This is a genomic window from Novosphingobium sp. SG707 (assembly GCF_012275515.1).
Taxonomy (GTDB): Bacteria; Pseudomonadota; Alphaproteobacteria; order Sphingomonadales; family Sphingomonadaceae; genus Novosphingobium.
The window spans coordinates 230,440-244,999 of record NZ_JAAZQL010000002.1 but is presented as its reverse complement, the minus strand read 5'-3'; the positions used below and the strand labels follow the sequence as shown (position 1 = coordinate 244,999).

General features: G+C 62.8%; 14 protein-coding genes. 4 read left to right on the top strand and 10 right to left on the bottom strand.

Translation table 11 applies throughout. The features are described 5' to 3' along the window. Positions 1-283: 283 nt before the first annotated feature. The 3 genes from FHW92_RS05905 to FHW92_RS05895 all read right to left on the bottom strand — a co-directional run bounded on the left by FHW92_RS05905 (position 284) and on the right by FHW92_RS05895 (position 3,272). Positions 284-1,270: a KpsF/GutQ family sugar-phosphate isomerase gene (locus FHW92_RS05905; protein WP_168602338.1), complete on the bottom strand. Its 987-nt coding sequence runs from the start codon at positions 1,268-1,270 to the stop codon at positions 284-286. Positions 1,271-1,384: 114 nt separating this feature from the next. Next, positions 1,385-2,224, bottom strand: a complete 840-nt coding sequence (locus FHW92_RS05900) for a class I mannose-6-phosphate isomerase (RefSeq protein WP_246869973.1) — start codon at positions 2,222-2,224, stop codon at positions 1,385-1,387. Between the two features lie 10 nt (positions 2,225-2,234). Continuing rightward, positions 2,235-3,272 carry a sugar phosphate nucleotidyltransferase gene (locus tag FHW92_RS05895; RefSeq protein WP_168602337.1) on the bottom strand — a complete coding sequence of 346 codons (1,038 nt, stop codon included), beginning with the start codon at positions 3,270-3,272 and terminating at the stop codon, positions 2,235-2,237. A 753-nt stretch (positions 3,273-4,025) separates the two neighbouring features. On the opposite strand from FHW92_RS05895, the gene FHW92_RS05890 reads away from it, so the two are divergent. Next, entirely contained in the window at positions 4,026-5,159 is a 1,134-nt protein-coding gene (locus tag FHW92_RS05890) for a capsular biosynthesis protein (protein WP_349237650.1), read from the top strand. 778 nt (positions 5,160-5,937) lie between these two features. Here the strand turns inward: FHW92_RS05890 and FHW92_RS05880 are convergent. Next, a complete protein-coding gene (locus FHW92_RS05880) occupies positions 5,938-7,017 on the bottom strand; it encodes a polysaccharide biosynthesis/export family protein (protein ID WP_246869972.1) in 1,080 nt (359 codons plus the stop codon). Between FHW92_RS05880 and FHW92_RS05875 the strand changes: the two genes are divergently transcribed. The 3 genes from FHW92_RS05875 (at position 7,010) to FHW92_RS05865 (ending at position 10,679) form a co-directional block, all read left to right on the top strand. Further along, the gene (locus FHW92_RS05875; RefSeq protein ID WP_246869971.1) at positions 7,010-7,363 is read left to right on the top strand and encodes a hypothetical protein; all 354 of its coding nucleotides are present in this window, start codon (positions 7,010-7,012) and stop codon (positions 7,361-7,363) included. The genes FHW92_RS05880 and FHW92_RS05875 overlap by 8 nt on opposite strands. Continuing rightward, positions 7,332-8,081: a hypothetical protein gene (locus FHW92_RS05870; protein WP_168602332.1), complete on the top strand. Its 750-nt coding sequence runs from the start codon at positions 7,332-7,334 to the stop codon at positions 8,079-8,081. The genes FHW92_RS05875 and FHW92_RS05870 overlap by 32 nt, the downstream gene beginning before the upstream one ends. Before the next feature lie 939 nt (positions 8,082-9,020). Then, on the top strand, positions 9,021-10,679 hold the full coding sequence (locus FHW92_RS05865) for a glycosyltransferase family 2 protein (protein ID WP_168602331.1): 1,659 nt from the start codon (positions 9,021-9,023) through the stop codon (positions 10,677-10,679). Positions 10,680-10,685: 6 nt separating this feature from the next. Here FHW92_RS05865 and FHW92_RS05860 read toward each other — a convergent pair whose 3' ends face one another. Genes FHW92_RS05860 through FHW92_RS05835 form a run of 6 tightly spaced genes read right to left on the bottom strand, consistent with a single transcriptional unit; the run spans position 10,686 to position 14,551 of the window. Further along, positions 10,686-11,333 (bottom strand): ATP-binding cassette domain-containing protein, encoded by a 648-nt coding sequence (locus FHW92_RS05860; RefSeq protein WP_168602330.1) that lies wholly within the window; start codon positions 11,331-11,333, stop codon positions 10,686-10,688. Next, positions 11,330-12,112: an ABC transporter permease gene (locus FHW92_RS05855; RefSeq protein ID WP_168602329.1), complete on the bottom strand. Its 783-nt coding sequence runs from the start codon at positions 12,110-12,112 to the stop codon at positions 11,330-11,332. The genes FHW92_RS05860 and FHW92_RS05855 overlap by 4 nt, the downstream gene beginning before the upstream one ends. 2 nt (positions 12,113-12,114) lie before the next feature. Further along, on the bottom strand, positions 12,115-12,891 hold the full coding sequence (locus FHW92_RS05850) for a capsule biosynthesis protein (RefSeq protein ID WP_168602328.1): 777 nt from the start codon (positions 12,889-12,891) through the stop codon (positions 12,115-12,117). After that, on the bottom strand, positions 12,798-13,244 hold the full coding sequence (locus tag FHW92_RS05845) for a hypothetical protein (protein ID WP_168602327.1): 447 nt from the start codon (positions 13,242-13,244) through the stop codon (positions 12,798-12,800). The genes FHW92_RS05850 and FHW92_RS05845 overlap by 94 nt, the downstream gene beginning before the upstream one ends. A gap of 19 nt (positions 13,245-13,263) precedes the next feature. Next, positions 13,264-14,298 (bottom strand): glycosyltransferase family A protein, encoded by a 1,035-nt coding sequence (locus FHW92_RS05840; protein ID WP_168602326.1) that lies wholly within the window; start codon positions 14,296-14,298, stop codon positions 13,264-13,266. Continuing rightward, a complete protein-coding gene (locus tag FHW92_RS05835; RefSeq protein ID WP_168602154.1) occupies positions 14,234-14,551 on the bottom strand; it encodes a hypothetical protein in 318 nt (105 codons plus the stop codon). Before FHW92_RS05835 ends, FHW92_RS05840 begins: the two co-directional genes overlap by 65 nt. Positions 14,552-14,560: the final 9 nt, after the last annotated feature.

Sequence of the window (14,560 nt, the reverse complement as noted above, 5' to 3'; positions counted from 1 at the left end):
CCGCCAGTATGTGATGACAGGCCCCAAGCGTAAAACCGGCCCGAACCGGCGGGAAAGCGCGGATTCGTCCAAACATCCGCCAATTCGGATCACCTTCCTAACGCACCATCGGCGCGCAGCAAGAGTTTCATCGCAAAGGTGCAGCGATTCTGGGGATAAATCCGGGGGTTTTGCAGGTTTGGCGGTTTTAGGGCCGATTTTGCCGCCCCCGCGCCGCGCCCATCGGCCCGAAATAACCCTTATGGCCGGATGCCTTGCCCTCAACGCCCGCCGCCCCGGTGCGTCAGGCCGGCTCCAGCCCCATCGGCAAGAGATCATGCATGTGGACAATGCCGACCGGCATCTCTCCACCCTCGGCCATGGGCGCGACGACAAACGCGGCGGTGATCTTGGCCTCGTTCATCCATTGCAGTGCATCCACAGCCACCATATCGGGGCAGAGCGAGCGCGGATCGCGCGTCATCACCTCGCCCGCGCTGGCCTTGCCCAGCGCGCTGAAATGCCGCCGCAGGTCGCCATCGGAAATCACCCCCATCAGCCGCCCCGCCGCGTCCACCACCCCGGCCAGCCCAAAGCGATGGTCGGTGATCACCGGCACCACGTCGCGCATCGGCGCATCGGGCGAAACCAGCGGCAATCCCGCGCGGCTCATCACCTCACCCACCGGGGTCAAGCGCTGACCGATCGCGCCGCCGGGATGCAGCGCGCGGATCTGCCTGCGGCTCACCCCGCGCGCGTCCATGACAGAGAGCGCCAGCGCATCGCCCAGCGCCAATTGCATCACCGTCGATGTGGTGGGCGCAAAACTGTCCTCGCAGGCCTCGGGCCGGTCAGGCAGCAGGAGCAGCACATCGGCCATATCACCCACCATAGAGCGCGAGCGCGCCACCATGCCGATGATCGCCACCCCCAACGCCCGCGCATGGCGCAGCACAGGCCCCAATTCGGCCGTATTGCCCGAATTCGACAGCACCAGCAGCACATCGCCCGCCATCATCATGCCCAGATCGCCATGCGAAGCCTCCGCCGGATGCAGAAACAGCGCCGCCGTGCCGGTGGCGGAAAAAGAGGCGGCGATCTTGCGCCCGATATGCCCCGATTTGCCCATGCCCGACACCACCAGCCGCCGCCGCGCACCCGCGATCAGCCAGCATGCCCGCGCAAAACTGTCGTCCAACCCATCGCCCAGATGGCGCAGGGCCTCGGCCTCGTGCGCAATGATCGCGCGGCCACGCCCCCGGATCGTCGCGATCTGGGCGGCGTTGGGCATGGAATGGGCAATGGCGGGGTGATTCATGCGGTCCGGCAACCCTTTGGGCAGCGCCCGGCCCCTCATCAGGGCCACAGCGCCGGGCGGTTCCTCCCGCCCTTCAGACCTATGGGTTTACGCCCGGAGCGGCTTGGCGACGAGCCAAAGCGCATCGCTTTCCCAGCTAATTTCATCCAAACCGGCCGCTTTTGCGCAGGCTCCGGCCGGCACCGGCTGGCCCTTGACCATCACCAGCCCCTCCACCGGGATCACCAGCAGCGGCCCCTCGGGATAGCGCGCCAGAAGGTCCTGATCAGCCACACCATTGACCCGGTCGAGCCGGAAATAAGGCCCGTCCACCAGCGCCACCGTGCCCGTTTCGGGCAAGCGCTTGTGCCAGCGGGCCAGATCGTAAACCTCACCCAGCGAGACAGCCAGACCTTCATCCAGGTGCAGTTCACGCGGGCGGCCATAGTCGAACAGGCGATAGGTGATGTCGCTGTTCTGCTGAATCTCGATCACACTGACGCCAGCGCCGATGGCATGGACGGTGTTGGCCGGAATATAAAAGAAATCGCCCGGCCGGACCTTGTGCCAGACCAGCATATCCTCGATCCGCCCATCAAGCGCGGCCGCCCGCAGCGTTTCGGTATCCACCGCCCGGTCAAAGCCGATGCCCAGCCGCGCGTCATCCTGAGCGTCGATGACCAGCCAGCATTCCTCCTTGCCCTGGCGGCCCAGCCCCTTGACCATCGTCTGGCTGTCGCTGGGGTGGACCTGAACCGAGAGCTTGTCGCTGGTGAAGATATATTTCACCAGCAATTCAGGGATCTGCGCCGGAGGCTCGAACCAGATTTCCCCGATGCGCTTACCATCGGGCGCCTCAAAAGGTCGCGGTAGAACATCACAGCCCCATGGCTTTTCCACCTGCCTGACAGGCAACAGCATCTCGCTCAAAACCGCCTCCTGCGTCATGACCGCCCGATTACTGGTTCACCGCGCCCAGCAATTTGCCCACCTTCTGAACGCCCGGCACACTCGTTACCAGCACGTCGCTGCCATCGACCACCACCATGACGCCTTCAAGACCGACCACCGAAACCTTCGGCCCGTCGCTTTCCACCAGAACGTTGCGGCAGCCGACAAGTTCCGCCTCGCCGATAACGCTGTTGCCCGCCTCGTCCTTCTCGCGCGCCTCCCACAGGGCGTGCCAGTTGCCGATGTCGGACCAGGCCATATTGGCCGGAACCACGGCTGCGCGTTCGGTCTTTTCCATCACGGCATAGTCGATCGAATCGCTTTCCACCGCGTTGAAAATGGCCGCGTCGGGGTGGAAGCGCTGACCATCGGTCACGCCGCCCGCCACCGCCTGCGCCACGCCTTCGAGAATGGCGGGGCGATGGGTGCCCAGTTCCTTGAGGAAATCGCCCGCGCGCATCGCAAAAATGCCGCCGTTCCACGCATAGGAACCCTCGGCAAGGAATTCGATCGCGCGCTCCAGATTGGGCTTCTCGACAAAACGGTCTACCCTGAACCCGTCACTGCCGATGGCCTCGCCGCGCTTCACATAACCAAATCCGGTTTCCGGGGCCGTGGCGACAATCCCAAAAGCGACAAGCCAGCCCTCCTGAGCCAGTCGCCCGGCGGACTGAGCGGCGGCGACAAAGCTGGCCGGATCACCGATATGGTGATCGCTCGGACAAACCAGCATCACCGCATCAGGCTCCATCCGCAAAGCGGCCAGCGCAATCGCCGCCGCCGTGTTGCGCGCCGAAGGTTCGACCAGAATCTGCGCATCCGGGGCCCCGTCCAGCTGGCTTTCCACATGGTCGAGATGCCTGGTTCCCGTCACCACCATGGGTGCTTCGAAAATGGTGCGATCGCTGGCCCGCGCAATGCCTTGCTCGAACAGGGTCACATCACCCACGAGCGGCAGGAACGGCTTTGGTTTTACAGCGCGGCTGCGCGGCCACAAACGGGTTCCACTACCACCGCACAGGATAACCGGGGTAATCTTCTGCATGTTGCCCTTCCACCGCTGAATCAAGAGAATTGGCATGGCGAGTGCCACACCAAAGCGCGTAAATCCACCCATATTGATGATGTTCCCAATTTATTGCATTTCGCACAGCGCCACAAAACCGAAGAGATTTTTGCACCGGCGGGCGTGTTTTCATGCGAAGACGCGGGACCGACCATTTCTGCCTAATCGCTGGACTGTTCAGATGTATAGGCGCTGAGACAATCGCAACAGGGCTCTTCATTCAGTCCGCAAGCGTAGCGTCAGTTCGCGGGCAGCATCGGGATATTGCCTAAGCCAAGCCTCAGCGCCCGCCCATCGGCGGTTATTATTTTTTACACTACAATCCAATTTGGCACCGATTCATTGTGGAACACCTAAACCGCACCTTCGCTCCCATTAGTTCCAATACGGAGGAGTTACTAATGGAAAGCACTAGGTATTCAGCCTAATTTGCAGATCCAGAGCCCATGAAAATAACGGCTTATAATTCTCTTCTCATTAACTACTGTTCACAATGGGATGCCCATGCAGGATCTCGGCGTCTTCCGCCTCATCGCCCCGGCCGGACCCGATACTGCCTCTTGGCGCGGAGCGGCGCCGGGGCTGCAGCCGACGCCCCTACCGGCGGAGATCAGATGGGCGCGCCCGGTCCTGCCCATGCCCGCTCCGGTCCGGCGCTTCCTGTTTTTGCAAGGACCTCCCGGCCCCTTCTTTTTTCAACTGGCCCAAACTCTTGCTCAGAAGGGTCAGGAAGTGCGCCGCATCAATCTGAACGGCGGCGACGAGCATGACTGGCCCGGCGCGATCACCGATCGTTCCGGCACGCATCGCGCCTCCCCTTATCGCGGCACCCAGGAAGGCTGGCCGCTGTTCATCGACCGCTATTTGCGCCGCAGCGGTATAACCGATCTGGTGCTCTTCGGCGATTGCAGGCCAATGCATATGACGGCCCATCAGATGGCGCGCCTGAACGGTGTGCGGGTCCATGTGTTCGAGGAAGGCTATATCCGTCCGAATTGGCTGACGCTGGAGCGCGAAGGTGTCAATGGTCACTCCCCCTTGCCGCGCAGACCGCAGGACATATTGGCCGCCGCGCGCGGATTGCCCGGCCCCGCGCCCATGCCGCCCATCGGCGCTTCGCTGGGACGGCGGGTGCGCGACACATGGGGCTATTTCGGCCATATGCTGCTGGGCGCGGTGGCGCTGCGCTATCCCTTCTATCGCTCGCATCGGCCCGGCTCGATCGTCATGGAGGGGCTGGGCTGGATCGCCAAATATCTGACGCTTGGGCGTCAAGCGGCCAAGGCAGAAGTGACGTTGGAGCGACTGGAAGGGCGCAGCTATTTTCTCTTTCCGCTGCAACTCTCATCCGATTACCAGATCCGCGTTCACTCCCCCTTTTCCTCGATGCGTCAGGCCGCCGATTATGTGCTGGCCAGCTTTGCCGCCCACGCCCCGCACGAAACCAGCCTTGTCATCAAGGAGCACCCGCTCGATGCCACGCTGGGCGGATGGGGGGCCTATGTGCGCGACCGGGCGCGGGCGCTGGGGCTGGGTGATCGGCTGATCCATCTGGCGGGCGGCGATTTGAACACGCTGGCGCAGGGCGCGCGGGCGATGGTCGTGGTCAATTCCACCTCGGCTACCTTTGCCTTGGCAGGCGGCATCCCGGTCAAGGCGCTGGGCCGCGCGGTCTATGCCATTCCCGGCATCACCGACGAGCAACCGCTGGCGCAATTCTGGGCCACCCCCATGCCGCCCGAGGAAGCGCTCTATGGCGCTTTCTGCAGCGTGCTGCACCGCCATTGCCTTGTGCGCGGCGGACTGGCTAGCGAATCGGCCACGCGAATCCTGATCGCCAATGCGGTGGAGCGGTTGGTGGGGTGAGGTTTGCTTTGCCTCCGGCGGGTTAAGGGCGGGGGCCCTTAACGATCCCGATATTATCCACACTGTGGTTTGTGGGAGACGGGGAGTTTGGAGGCGAGGCTTCTAGTGATGCCGTTTCGCGGGAAGATAAGAGACGTTCCGGATGCGACCCGATTGCGGAAATAACGCAAGGTGCTATCTAAACCGATCATGGTCGTGGATGGCATGCAATCTATCCAATAGGTCTGGTATAAATTGTGGATAACATGCCCAACCTTAAGCAGTTTCGCCTAACATCGGTCCTTTGGATTTTATTGATTGCAGCAAATTCGGTTTTATTATCTGCAAAACTTGCCGAAAATCACATCGTATGGACGGCTTTCTCTTCAGTAATGGCAGCCATGATGGCGTATCAATCAACACCATACATTACTCGGTATAAAGTTATCGCGCTGCTCATCACCTTGATTGCATCGTTAATCTTACTGGGTAAAGTCGCATATTTGTGCGACAATAATGTCAGTCCACTCACTTTGTTCGCTGTGTTTTTCGCGTATTATATCGTATATTTGATATCGATGATTTATGCGATTAGATGATCGGGTCTCGATTTCGGCTATCATCTTTGTGACGTAGCGCAGCCAAGGGGCATGCCTGCCCCCTAACTTAGCCGACCGATCCCCGCCGCGCAGCGCAGCCGATCTCGCACAACGCCGACAGTACCGGGATTGCAAAGGGCACCCGCCCTTTGCCCGCCGGAGGCAAAATACAAAACCCCAACCCCCGCAAACCCAACGCCCTACCTCACCACCCCGGTGTTCACCAAAGCCCCCTGCACAGCAATGATCGGGCTGAACAACTGGCTGACCAACTGGATCAACTTGCCCGGCTGATTGGCGGCGGCATTGCCGATATAGAGCACGTCCTTGTCGCGCATGGCAAAGCGCTGGGCCAGAAAGACGCTGCCGGGGTTCATCATGTTGATGTGATAGACGGTGGGCGCGTCCCCTGCGTCAAAGCGGAAGATGAACACCGCCTTGGCATCGCCAAGATTGGGGTTCGGCCCTCCCGCCGCCGACAGCGCCTCGGCCAAACTGACCGAAGGGGCGGCAAAGGGCAGTTGCTCCACCCGCCCCGCCGCGCCCAGCACGGCAAAGGTCTGCGGTTTTTTGATCAGTTCGATCTGATCGCCGGGGCGGATGCGCCAGTCGCGCGCCGCGCCCTGCACGGCATCGGCCAAACGGAATTCGCGCAATTGCGCCCCGCGCGTTACCTGCACCGCCAGATCCTTGGCCTCCCCCCGATAGCCCCCCGACAGAGCGATCACCTCGGACAGGGTTTCCCGGTTCGTGGTCAGCACCAGCCGACCGGGCCGCGCCACTTCACCGCCCAGAATGACGCTGTTGGTCACCGATTGGGCGATGCCCACCACCACCTGCGGATTTTGCGACAGATCCTTCAATTCGGCCCGGATCGCATGGGCCAGTTGCGTCGACGTCAGCCCGCCCGCGCGCATCCGCCCGACAAAGGGCACAAAAATCTGCCCTTTGTCATCCACGCGCATCGCGGGCAGGCGCTCGGCCTGCGCCGCGCCATTGCCGCCCGCCGCCGCGATGGGGCGCGTGCTCGCAAACAGGCTGACGCCCGCCTCATAGATCTGGATATCGAGCATATCGCCCGGCCCGATCATGTCGGTGGGCGCGGCCGCGCCATCATCCTCCCCCGCCGCCGGACCGCTCAGAACCGGGGCCACCGGCAAGGCGGCCAGCGAATCCACCGCGACAATGCGAAAATTCGGCCCGGCCTGCGGCGCCATCACCTGGCGCCCTGTAGGCCCGCTGACCGGCAGGGTCGCGCAGGCGCCCAGCATCATGGGCATGACCGCCACCAATCTTGCGATTGGCCGCATTTCCCATCTCGATGCCTTTCTGGCCGATCATGGTCGCGCCATGGTGGGATGGGGGCGCAAGCCTTCGGGGCGGCGGGCGGAAATGGCGCCGCAATGGCTGCGGCGCCCCTTCGCCTTGCTGGAGGACGGTTTTCTGCGCTCGGTAGGGCGCGATGATCCGCCGCTCTCGTTGATCGTCGATGATCTGGGCTGCTATTACGATGCCTCGCGCCCCAGCTGGATCGAGGCCACCACCGCACGCGGAGCCGCGCCGGATCAGGCCCGCAGCGCGCGCGCTGATCGCTTTGTGGCGGGGCAACGGCCTGTCCAAATATAACCATGCGCGCGAATATGACAGCCCTCTGCCCGACCGCTATATTCTGGTTTCCGATCAATGCCATGGCGATCTGTCGGTAACGATGGGGCTGGGCGATGGGCCGTGTTTTGCCGCCATGCTGCAATCCGCGCTGCAGGACTGGCCCGACCACGATGTGCTGGTCAAAGTTCATCCCGATGTGCGCACCCATCGCAAGACGGGTTGGCTGAGAAGGGCGGCGTTGGACCATCCACGCATCCGGGTCATCGATGATGGATGCCATCCCGTCCGGCTGATCCGGGGCGCTTCGGCGGTCTATACGGTCACCTCGTTGATCGGGTTTGAGGCCTTGATGCATGGGCGGGCGGTGCATTGTTTCGGGATGCCTTTTTACGCCGGATGGGGCCTGACTCGGGACGCCATGCCCGCCCCGGCGCGGCGGCGCGCGGCGGCCATTGAGGATCTGGTCCATGCCGCGATGATCGAGGCGGCGCGCTACGTCGATCCCTGCGGCGGGGCGGTCTGGCCGGTTGAGCGGGCGATTGATTATGCCCGCAAACAGCGCGCCCGATGGGGCTGTGAACCGCCTGCCTTCCACCGACCTCTATTTTCTCAACACCATGGCGTCATGGGTACGGCCGCGTTTTGGCCTGCGCCGGCGCGCGCGCAAAAACCCGATCCGGGCGGCGGGGGCCAATGCTTTTATCGCGGGCGATACCTTTGTGCTGATCCGCCGTGATACGCCCGATGTGATGCGCGCGGCGCTCGATTGGCGCGGGCCAATGATCTATGTGATCGACGATGATGTGGCGGCGGGCGCGGTGTGTCCGCTGCTGCCCGATGGCTATCGCGCGCGGCTGGCCCGGTTCGAGCGGCAGTTTCACCGCGATCTGCTGGCGCGGGCCGATATTGTGCTGGCGGCCTCGGATATGCTGGCGCAGCGGCTGGCGCAGGAACGGGCCGGGCCGGTTGCGCGGATCGATCCCGTGTGGCGACAGGCGGCGGCCGATAGCGCGCATTTCGCCCCGCTGTTGCGCGGCGCGCCCTTGCAGATCGTCCAGTTGGGCAGCGCCAGCCATCGCGGCGCCCTGATGGCCATAGCCCCCATCATGCGCGACATGCTGGACCGGCATGAGCCTGTAACCTTTACCTATTTTTCGCCGCGCACCATCGACGAAGGACTGGAACGCCACGCCCGCGCCCGGCGGATCGAGCCGATGACATGGCCCGAATACCAACGCTGGATGGCGTGCAACAGATTTCATCTGGCGCTTTATCCGCTGGCGCAAACCGCCTTTGACCGCGCGCGTTCGGCCAGCAAGTTGACCGAACATGCGATTCTGGGCGCGGTGGCCCTGTATCCGCAGGGCTGGCCCCCGGCGCAGGGGCGCGAAGGCGTGCTGTTGGCGCCCGACCGACCGGAGGATTGGGGCGAAATCATCGCCCAATGCATCCATCGGCGCGATGAATTGCAATGGATGAGGCCAAGTTTTAGCAAAAGCCAGCCTTGCGTCCATCCTTTTGCAGTGCAACAAGAGATGTGGATAAGGATTTTACCCATAGAGCAATGGTGAATTTTTACAGGATCTTGTTTCACACGGCCCTGCGTAGGCCAAAACTTGCTGCAGAAGCGCTTTATTGGCGTCTGACCGGCAGAAAAGCGCGCGCGCGAAACAGATTGCGCGCCTGTCTGAAACAAGGACCCAATGCCTATCGCGACTGGATCGCCCTGGTCGAACGGCGCCCGGAAATGGTGGCCAAGGCCGCGCAGGACTGGCCCGAGTGGCCGGTGCGCCCGCGCCTGTCGGTCATCCTGTATCAGGCGCCGGGCGAAACAAGCGCCGATGTCGAACGCCGCCTCGCCTCGCTGGAGGTGCAGACCTATGGCGAATGGGAAATGGTGCTGGCCCAATCGCGTGCGGCGATGCCGACCCGCCCGCCGGTGGTGCCGCGCCTGACGCTGGTGCCCGGGAGGACGGATAATCCGGCCAAGGCATTGATTCAGGGCATTGAATGCGCAACAGGCGATTACATCCTGCCGCTGGGCGCCGATACGCTGCTGGCGCCCGATGCGCTCTATCATCTGGCGCGGGCGGTGGCGGCCAATCCCGAAGCAGGCGTGTTCTATGGCGACGAGGATCGGATCAACCGCAAGGGATTGCGCAGCCATCCGTGGTTCAAGCCGCGATGGAACCCCGATCTGTTTCTGGCGCATGATTACCTGTCGGGGGCCTGTCTGATCCGGCGCGAGGATGCGCTGGCGATGCCGCCGATCCATCCGGCGCTCTCGGCGGCAGGGCTTTATGCCATGCTGATCCACATGACGGCCCAGACCGAGGTCGTCCATGTGCCCCGCGTGATTGCCCATCGCCAGAATGCCGGGGCGAATGATCCCGATGCTCTGGCCGCCAGAGCGGCTGCGGTCGCGCATCATGTCGCGCCCATGGGCGCATCGACGCGGATCGGCGCCCATGGCACCGTGGCGGTCGATTGGCCGATGCCGGAGATGCAGCCGCTGGTTTCCATCATCATCCCCACGCGCGACCATGTCCGGCTTTTGCGCAAATGCGTGACCGGGGTGCTGAACGCCACGCGATACCGCAATATCGAGATCCTGATCATCGACAATGGCAGCGTCGAGGCCGAAACGCTGGATTATTTTGCCCGCGTCTCGGGCAATCCGCGCGTGCGGGTGATCCGGGACGACAGGCCCTTCAACTGGTCCGCGCTCAACAATCTGGGCGCGCGCGAGGCGCGGGGCGAATATCTCTGCCTGCTCAATAATGATATTGAGATCACAGATGAAAACTGGCTCTCGACAATGGTGCGCCAGGTGGTGCGTCCCGGCGTTGGCGCGGTGGGGGCCAAGTTGCTCTATCCCGACGGCACGATTCAACATGCCGGCGTGGTGATCGGGCTGGGCAAGGCGGCGGGCCATGCCCATCGGTTTCAGCCCAATGCCGAACCGGGCTATTTCGCCCGCGCGCATGTGCCGCATCGCGTCTCGGCGGTAACGGGGGCCTGCATGCTGGTAAGCAAGGCGCTGTTCCGTCAGGTGGGCGGGTTGGACGAGGATGGTTTTGCCGTCGCCTTCAACGATGTTGATCTGTGCCTGAAATTGCAGGCGGCGGGCTATCACAATATCTATGAACCGCGCGCGGTGCTGGTCCACCATGAGAGCAAAAGCCGCGCGCGCGACACCCATGCCACACAGGTCGAGCGCTATCAGCGCGAATTGGCGCTGTTGCAGGAGCGGTGGGGCACGGCCACCTATGCCGACCCCCTGCACCATCCCGCACTGGACCCCACATCGGAAACCTATCGCATCGCGCTATAGCCCCGATCACAGATTGGAATAAAGCGCGATGGCCTCGTCAATATCGCCTTTGACGCTGGCCTCGCCCTTGTCGATCAACAGCGCCATGTCGCAATATTGGCGGATGAAATCAACGCTGTGCGATGCCAGGATCAGCGCGCGGTCGGCCCGTTTGACAAAGATTTCCTCGTGGCATTTGCGCTGAAAATTCTGGTCGCCCACCATGATGACCTCATCGATCAGATAGCAGTCGAATTCGATCGCCAGGCTGAGCGCAAAGGCAAGGCGTGCGCGCATCCCCGAGGAATAGGTTTTGACCGGCATCGCCAATTGCCGCCCAAGCTCGGTAAAATCCTCGATGAAATCCTGAATATCTCGATAGTTGCGGCCATAGATGCGCGCGATGAAGCGGGCATTGTCATAGCCGGTCAGGCTGCCCTGAAACCCGCCGCCAAAGCCCAGCGGCCATGACACCGTCATCTTGCGCTCGATCCGCCCGGCATTGGGCAATTCCACCCCGCCGATCAGCTTGATCAGCGTGGTCTTGCCCGCGCCATTGCGCCCCAGCAGGCCCAGTTTCTGCCCTCGCCCGATTTCCAGATCCACCCCGCCCAGCACGATCTTGCGCCTGTGCCCAGCCGAATAGCTCTTTACGAGGCCACTACAGCGGATCATTCGACCATCATCACGCGGCGCACATGCCGACACAGCATCAGCCCCACCATCAGCACCGGCAGGCACCATGCCGGCGTGTAGACAAAGCTGAAATGGGGATAGACCGCATCACCGAAGACACCATAACGCATCATCTCCATCGCATGGACCGGCGGGGACCACAGCACCGCCGCCTTCACATCAGGGGCAAGCCATTCGGCCATGAAAAACGCGCCCGAAAAGGGCACCATCAGATAGGTCGTGACCGGCATGACCTTTTCGAGCACCTCGGACATTTCGGATAAAGGCGCGACGATCGTGGCCAGCGTCAGCGTGAAGAGCGCATAATAGGACCAGCCCAGCAGCAGATAGCCAAAATCATGCGGCCACGGAAACTCATCCAGCGCATAAAACACCGTGGCGATAAACAGATAGGCCATCATATGCCCGATCATCTCGACGAAAAAGCGCACGAGGATGAGGTCAAGGATCTTGACCTGTCGGTGATACATCAGGCTGGAATTGGCCGAAAAGCTGCCCATCGCGCGCTGCACCGTGCTGCGAAACATCACCAGCGGCAGATAGCCGGTGGCGACAAAGGCGATGATGGAAACCCCATGCTCCTGCGGCCCCTTTTCAAAGCGCCAGAGCAGGCCCACCAGCACCGCAAAGAGCAAAGGCTCGGCCATCACCCAGAGGAAGCCGATATTTTCCCGCCCAAACCGCGTCGTCAATTCGCGGATGATCAGCGCCTGTATCACCCGCGTCTGGATCGCCCAGCCCTGGTGCAATGCTGCCATGGTCAATCCTCCGGCGCATGTTCGAGGATGCCCACGATGAACATCCACGCCACGAAATAGAGGCACAGCGAGGCGCCCAGCACCGTCAGCACGATCTTCAGCCGATGCGGCAGCGCCGGTTCATCGGGCAGCGCGGGATCGACCACACGCTCAAGATAATATTGCTGACGCAGCGTTTCGACCCGCGCCTGTTCCAGCGCGGCATTGGCGACATTGAGGTTTTGCGCGGCAAAATCCTGCTCCTGCGCCAGCCGTTCATAGCCCGCCATTTTGGAGGCGATCCCGCCCGATGTGCCCGTCACGCGACCGTTCTGTGCGGCGATGGCGCGGCCGATCGCGGCCACCCTTTCCTGAAGCGCGGGGATGGCCGGATTGCGCGGCGTGGCCTCGCGCATCTGATCCAGTTGCGCCTGCACCGAGGCCTGCTCGGCCACCAGCCTATTGGCCACCTCCAGCGCGCCCTGCGCCTGACGCGCGGGGTCGATCAGCGCCTCGCTGTTGCGATAGGCGCCCAACGCGGCCCGCGCCTTTTGCACCCTTGCCTCAGCGGCACCCACACGGCGCTCGGCCTCGGCCACCTGCTTGCCCTCGGCCCGCGCGTTCAGCACATTGACCAGATCCTCGCCCAGCCCCAGCAATTGCTGGTTCAGATGCTGGGCATCGCCGGGGGCAAAGGCCTTGACCTTCAGCACCACCAGCCCCGTTTCATGGTCCATCGCCACATCGACCATTGTGCTGTAATAGCGGAACAGGCCTTCATGGCCCGGACGGTGCAGCACGCCGGGATAGCGCGCCAGCGCATCCCCCCCGCCTGCCCATACATGGCCGCCACCGCCCCGCCCCGGTTCAACGCCGCCAGCGCCGAGCGCGAGCGGATATAATCGATCACCTCATTGACCTGCTCCTGCCCGCCCGAAAGGCCAGTGGTCTGGATCAGATTAGCCAGTGTGGAGACCTGCGCCGATTTCTGCGCCGGGGCCTTGATGACGAACCGGCTTTCCGAAACATAGATGTCCGAGGCGAACAGCCCCTCATAGGCCGCCGTGGCCAGCGTGGGCAAAACCACCATCGGCACAATCCAGCGCTGACGCCAGAGCCATTGGGTGCTCAGGTGTGTGCTCAGGATTTTCACATGGTTTCTCCCGGCGCGCTCAGCACCATTTGGCCCGCCATTGTTCGACCAGATCGAATTGCCCGCGATAGCGTCCGCATACGCCGGCGCGGTTCAGCACCTGCTGATGGGCCAGCACATCGGGCGTCACGCCCGCCACGGCGGCATCGCGCGCGTTCAGATAATCCACGCTGGCCTTCACCGCTTCGGGATCTTTTTCAAAGCGGTAGTTGAACCAGCGCAGCCAGTAATCGCCCTCGATCCGCGAGACCTTATCTTGCGCGGCTTCGCTCAGATTATGCGAATGGAGGACAAAGGCGTCCGGCGCATAGGCCTTCTGATAGCCCTGCTTGATCACCTCCCATGCCCAGACCTGATCCTCGCCCCATGGAATGTCGGGATAGGGGATCTTTTCCCAGACACAGCGGCGCAGCGCCGCATTGTTGTCCGAGAAATAATGCAGCCATTGCTGCCAATTGATCCCGCCCCATTCCATGCCCGGCGGCGTCACACCCCATTGCGCGACGTGGGGCATGGCGGCGAAATGGGCGAAATGCCCCTCCTGCCCATTGCGGACAAAGCTGGTAGCATCGGCATAGGCCAGATGGCCGCCAAACACGCCCGCAACCTGATCCCCCTTATCAAAAGCGCGGATCATATTGGCCAGCCATTGCGGATCAGCGGGCGTAGCATCCTGCGTCAACACCGCGATGAATTCGGCATCGGTCAGGGAAATCGCCAGATTGCGCGTGCGCCCATGCGAAAACTCGGCATTGGGAATCTGATGCAGCCGCACGCCCCGGTGGCTGAATTCACGGATGATCTCCAGCGTGTTGTCGGTGGAGCCGCTGTCCAACACCATCACGTCAAAGGCCCAGTCGGTCTGCTGCGTCACCAGCGCCTGCAACACACCGCGAAACAGATCGCCGCCATTCCATGTCGGGATGATGACGGCGGCCTTGTGAGCATAGTCGCGCGTGGTGAACAGGGCGCGCGGGGCGACGGGCCGGCTATTCTCGCTCAACCCCTCGATCAGCGCCGCCTCCAGCGTCCTCGCGCTCTTTTCCCAGCTCAACCCCGCAACGAAAGCCGCGCCGCCCGCCCGCAATCTCTCCCGCTCCGCCGTTCCACCCCGGATCGCCCTTGGCCCGCGCCCGCGCCGGGGCCGCCGCCACCGCCGTATCGGCCAGCCCGGCCCCCGGCCCGGCCCGCCGCCCCAACCGCCGCCCGATCCACAGGTAGTGCTCGGCCGGGTCCATGCGCGACATCGCCACATCGGCATAGCGGTCGGCATACCATGCCGCATCGAATTGGCCCGACTGGCGCAATTACCCAAC

Coding starts and splice junctions, on each gene's coding strand:
- FHW92_RS05860 (WP_168602330.1), bottom strand. CDS start 11,333: ATGATCCGCTGTAGTGGCCTCGTAAAGAGCTATTCGGCTGGGCACAGG.
- FHW92_RS05855 (WP_168602329.1), bottom strand. CDS start 12,112: ATGGCAGCATTGCACCAGGGCTGGGCGATCCAGACGCGGGTGATACAG.
- FHW92_RS05875 (WP_246869971.1), top strand. CDS start 7,010: ATGGGCATGACCGCCACCAATCTTGCGATTGGCCGCATTTCCCATCTC.
- FHW92_RS05895 (WP_168602337.1), bottom strand. CDS start 3,272: ATGCAGAAGATTACCCCGGTTATCCTGTGCGGTGGTAGTGGAACCCGT.
- FHW92_RS05905 (WP_168602338.1), bottom strand. CDS start 1,270: ATGCCCAACGCCGCCCAGATCGCGACGATCCGGGGGCGTGGCCGCGCG.
- FHW92_RS05880 (WP_246869972.1), bottom strand. CDS start 7,017: ATGCCCATGATGCTGGGCGCCTGCGCGACCCTGCCGGTCAGCGGGCCT.
- FHW92_RS05900 (WP_246869973.1), bottom strand. CDS start 2,224: ATGACGCAGGAGGCGGTTTTGAGCGAGATGCTGTTGCCTGTCAGGCAG.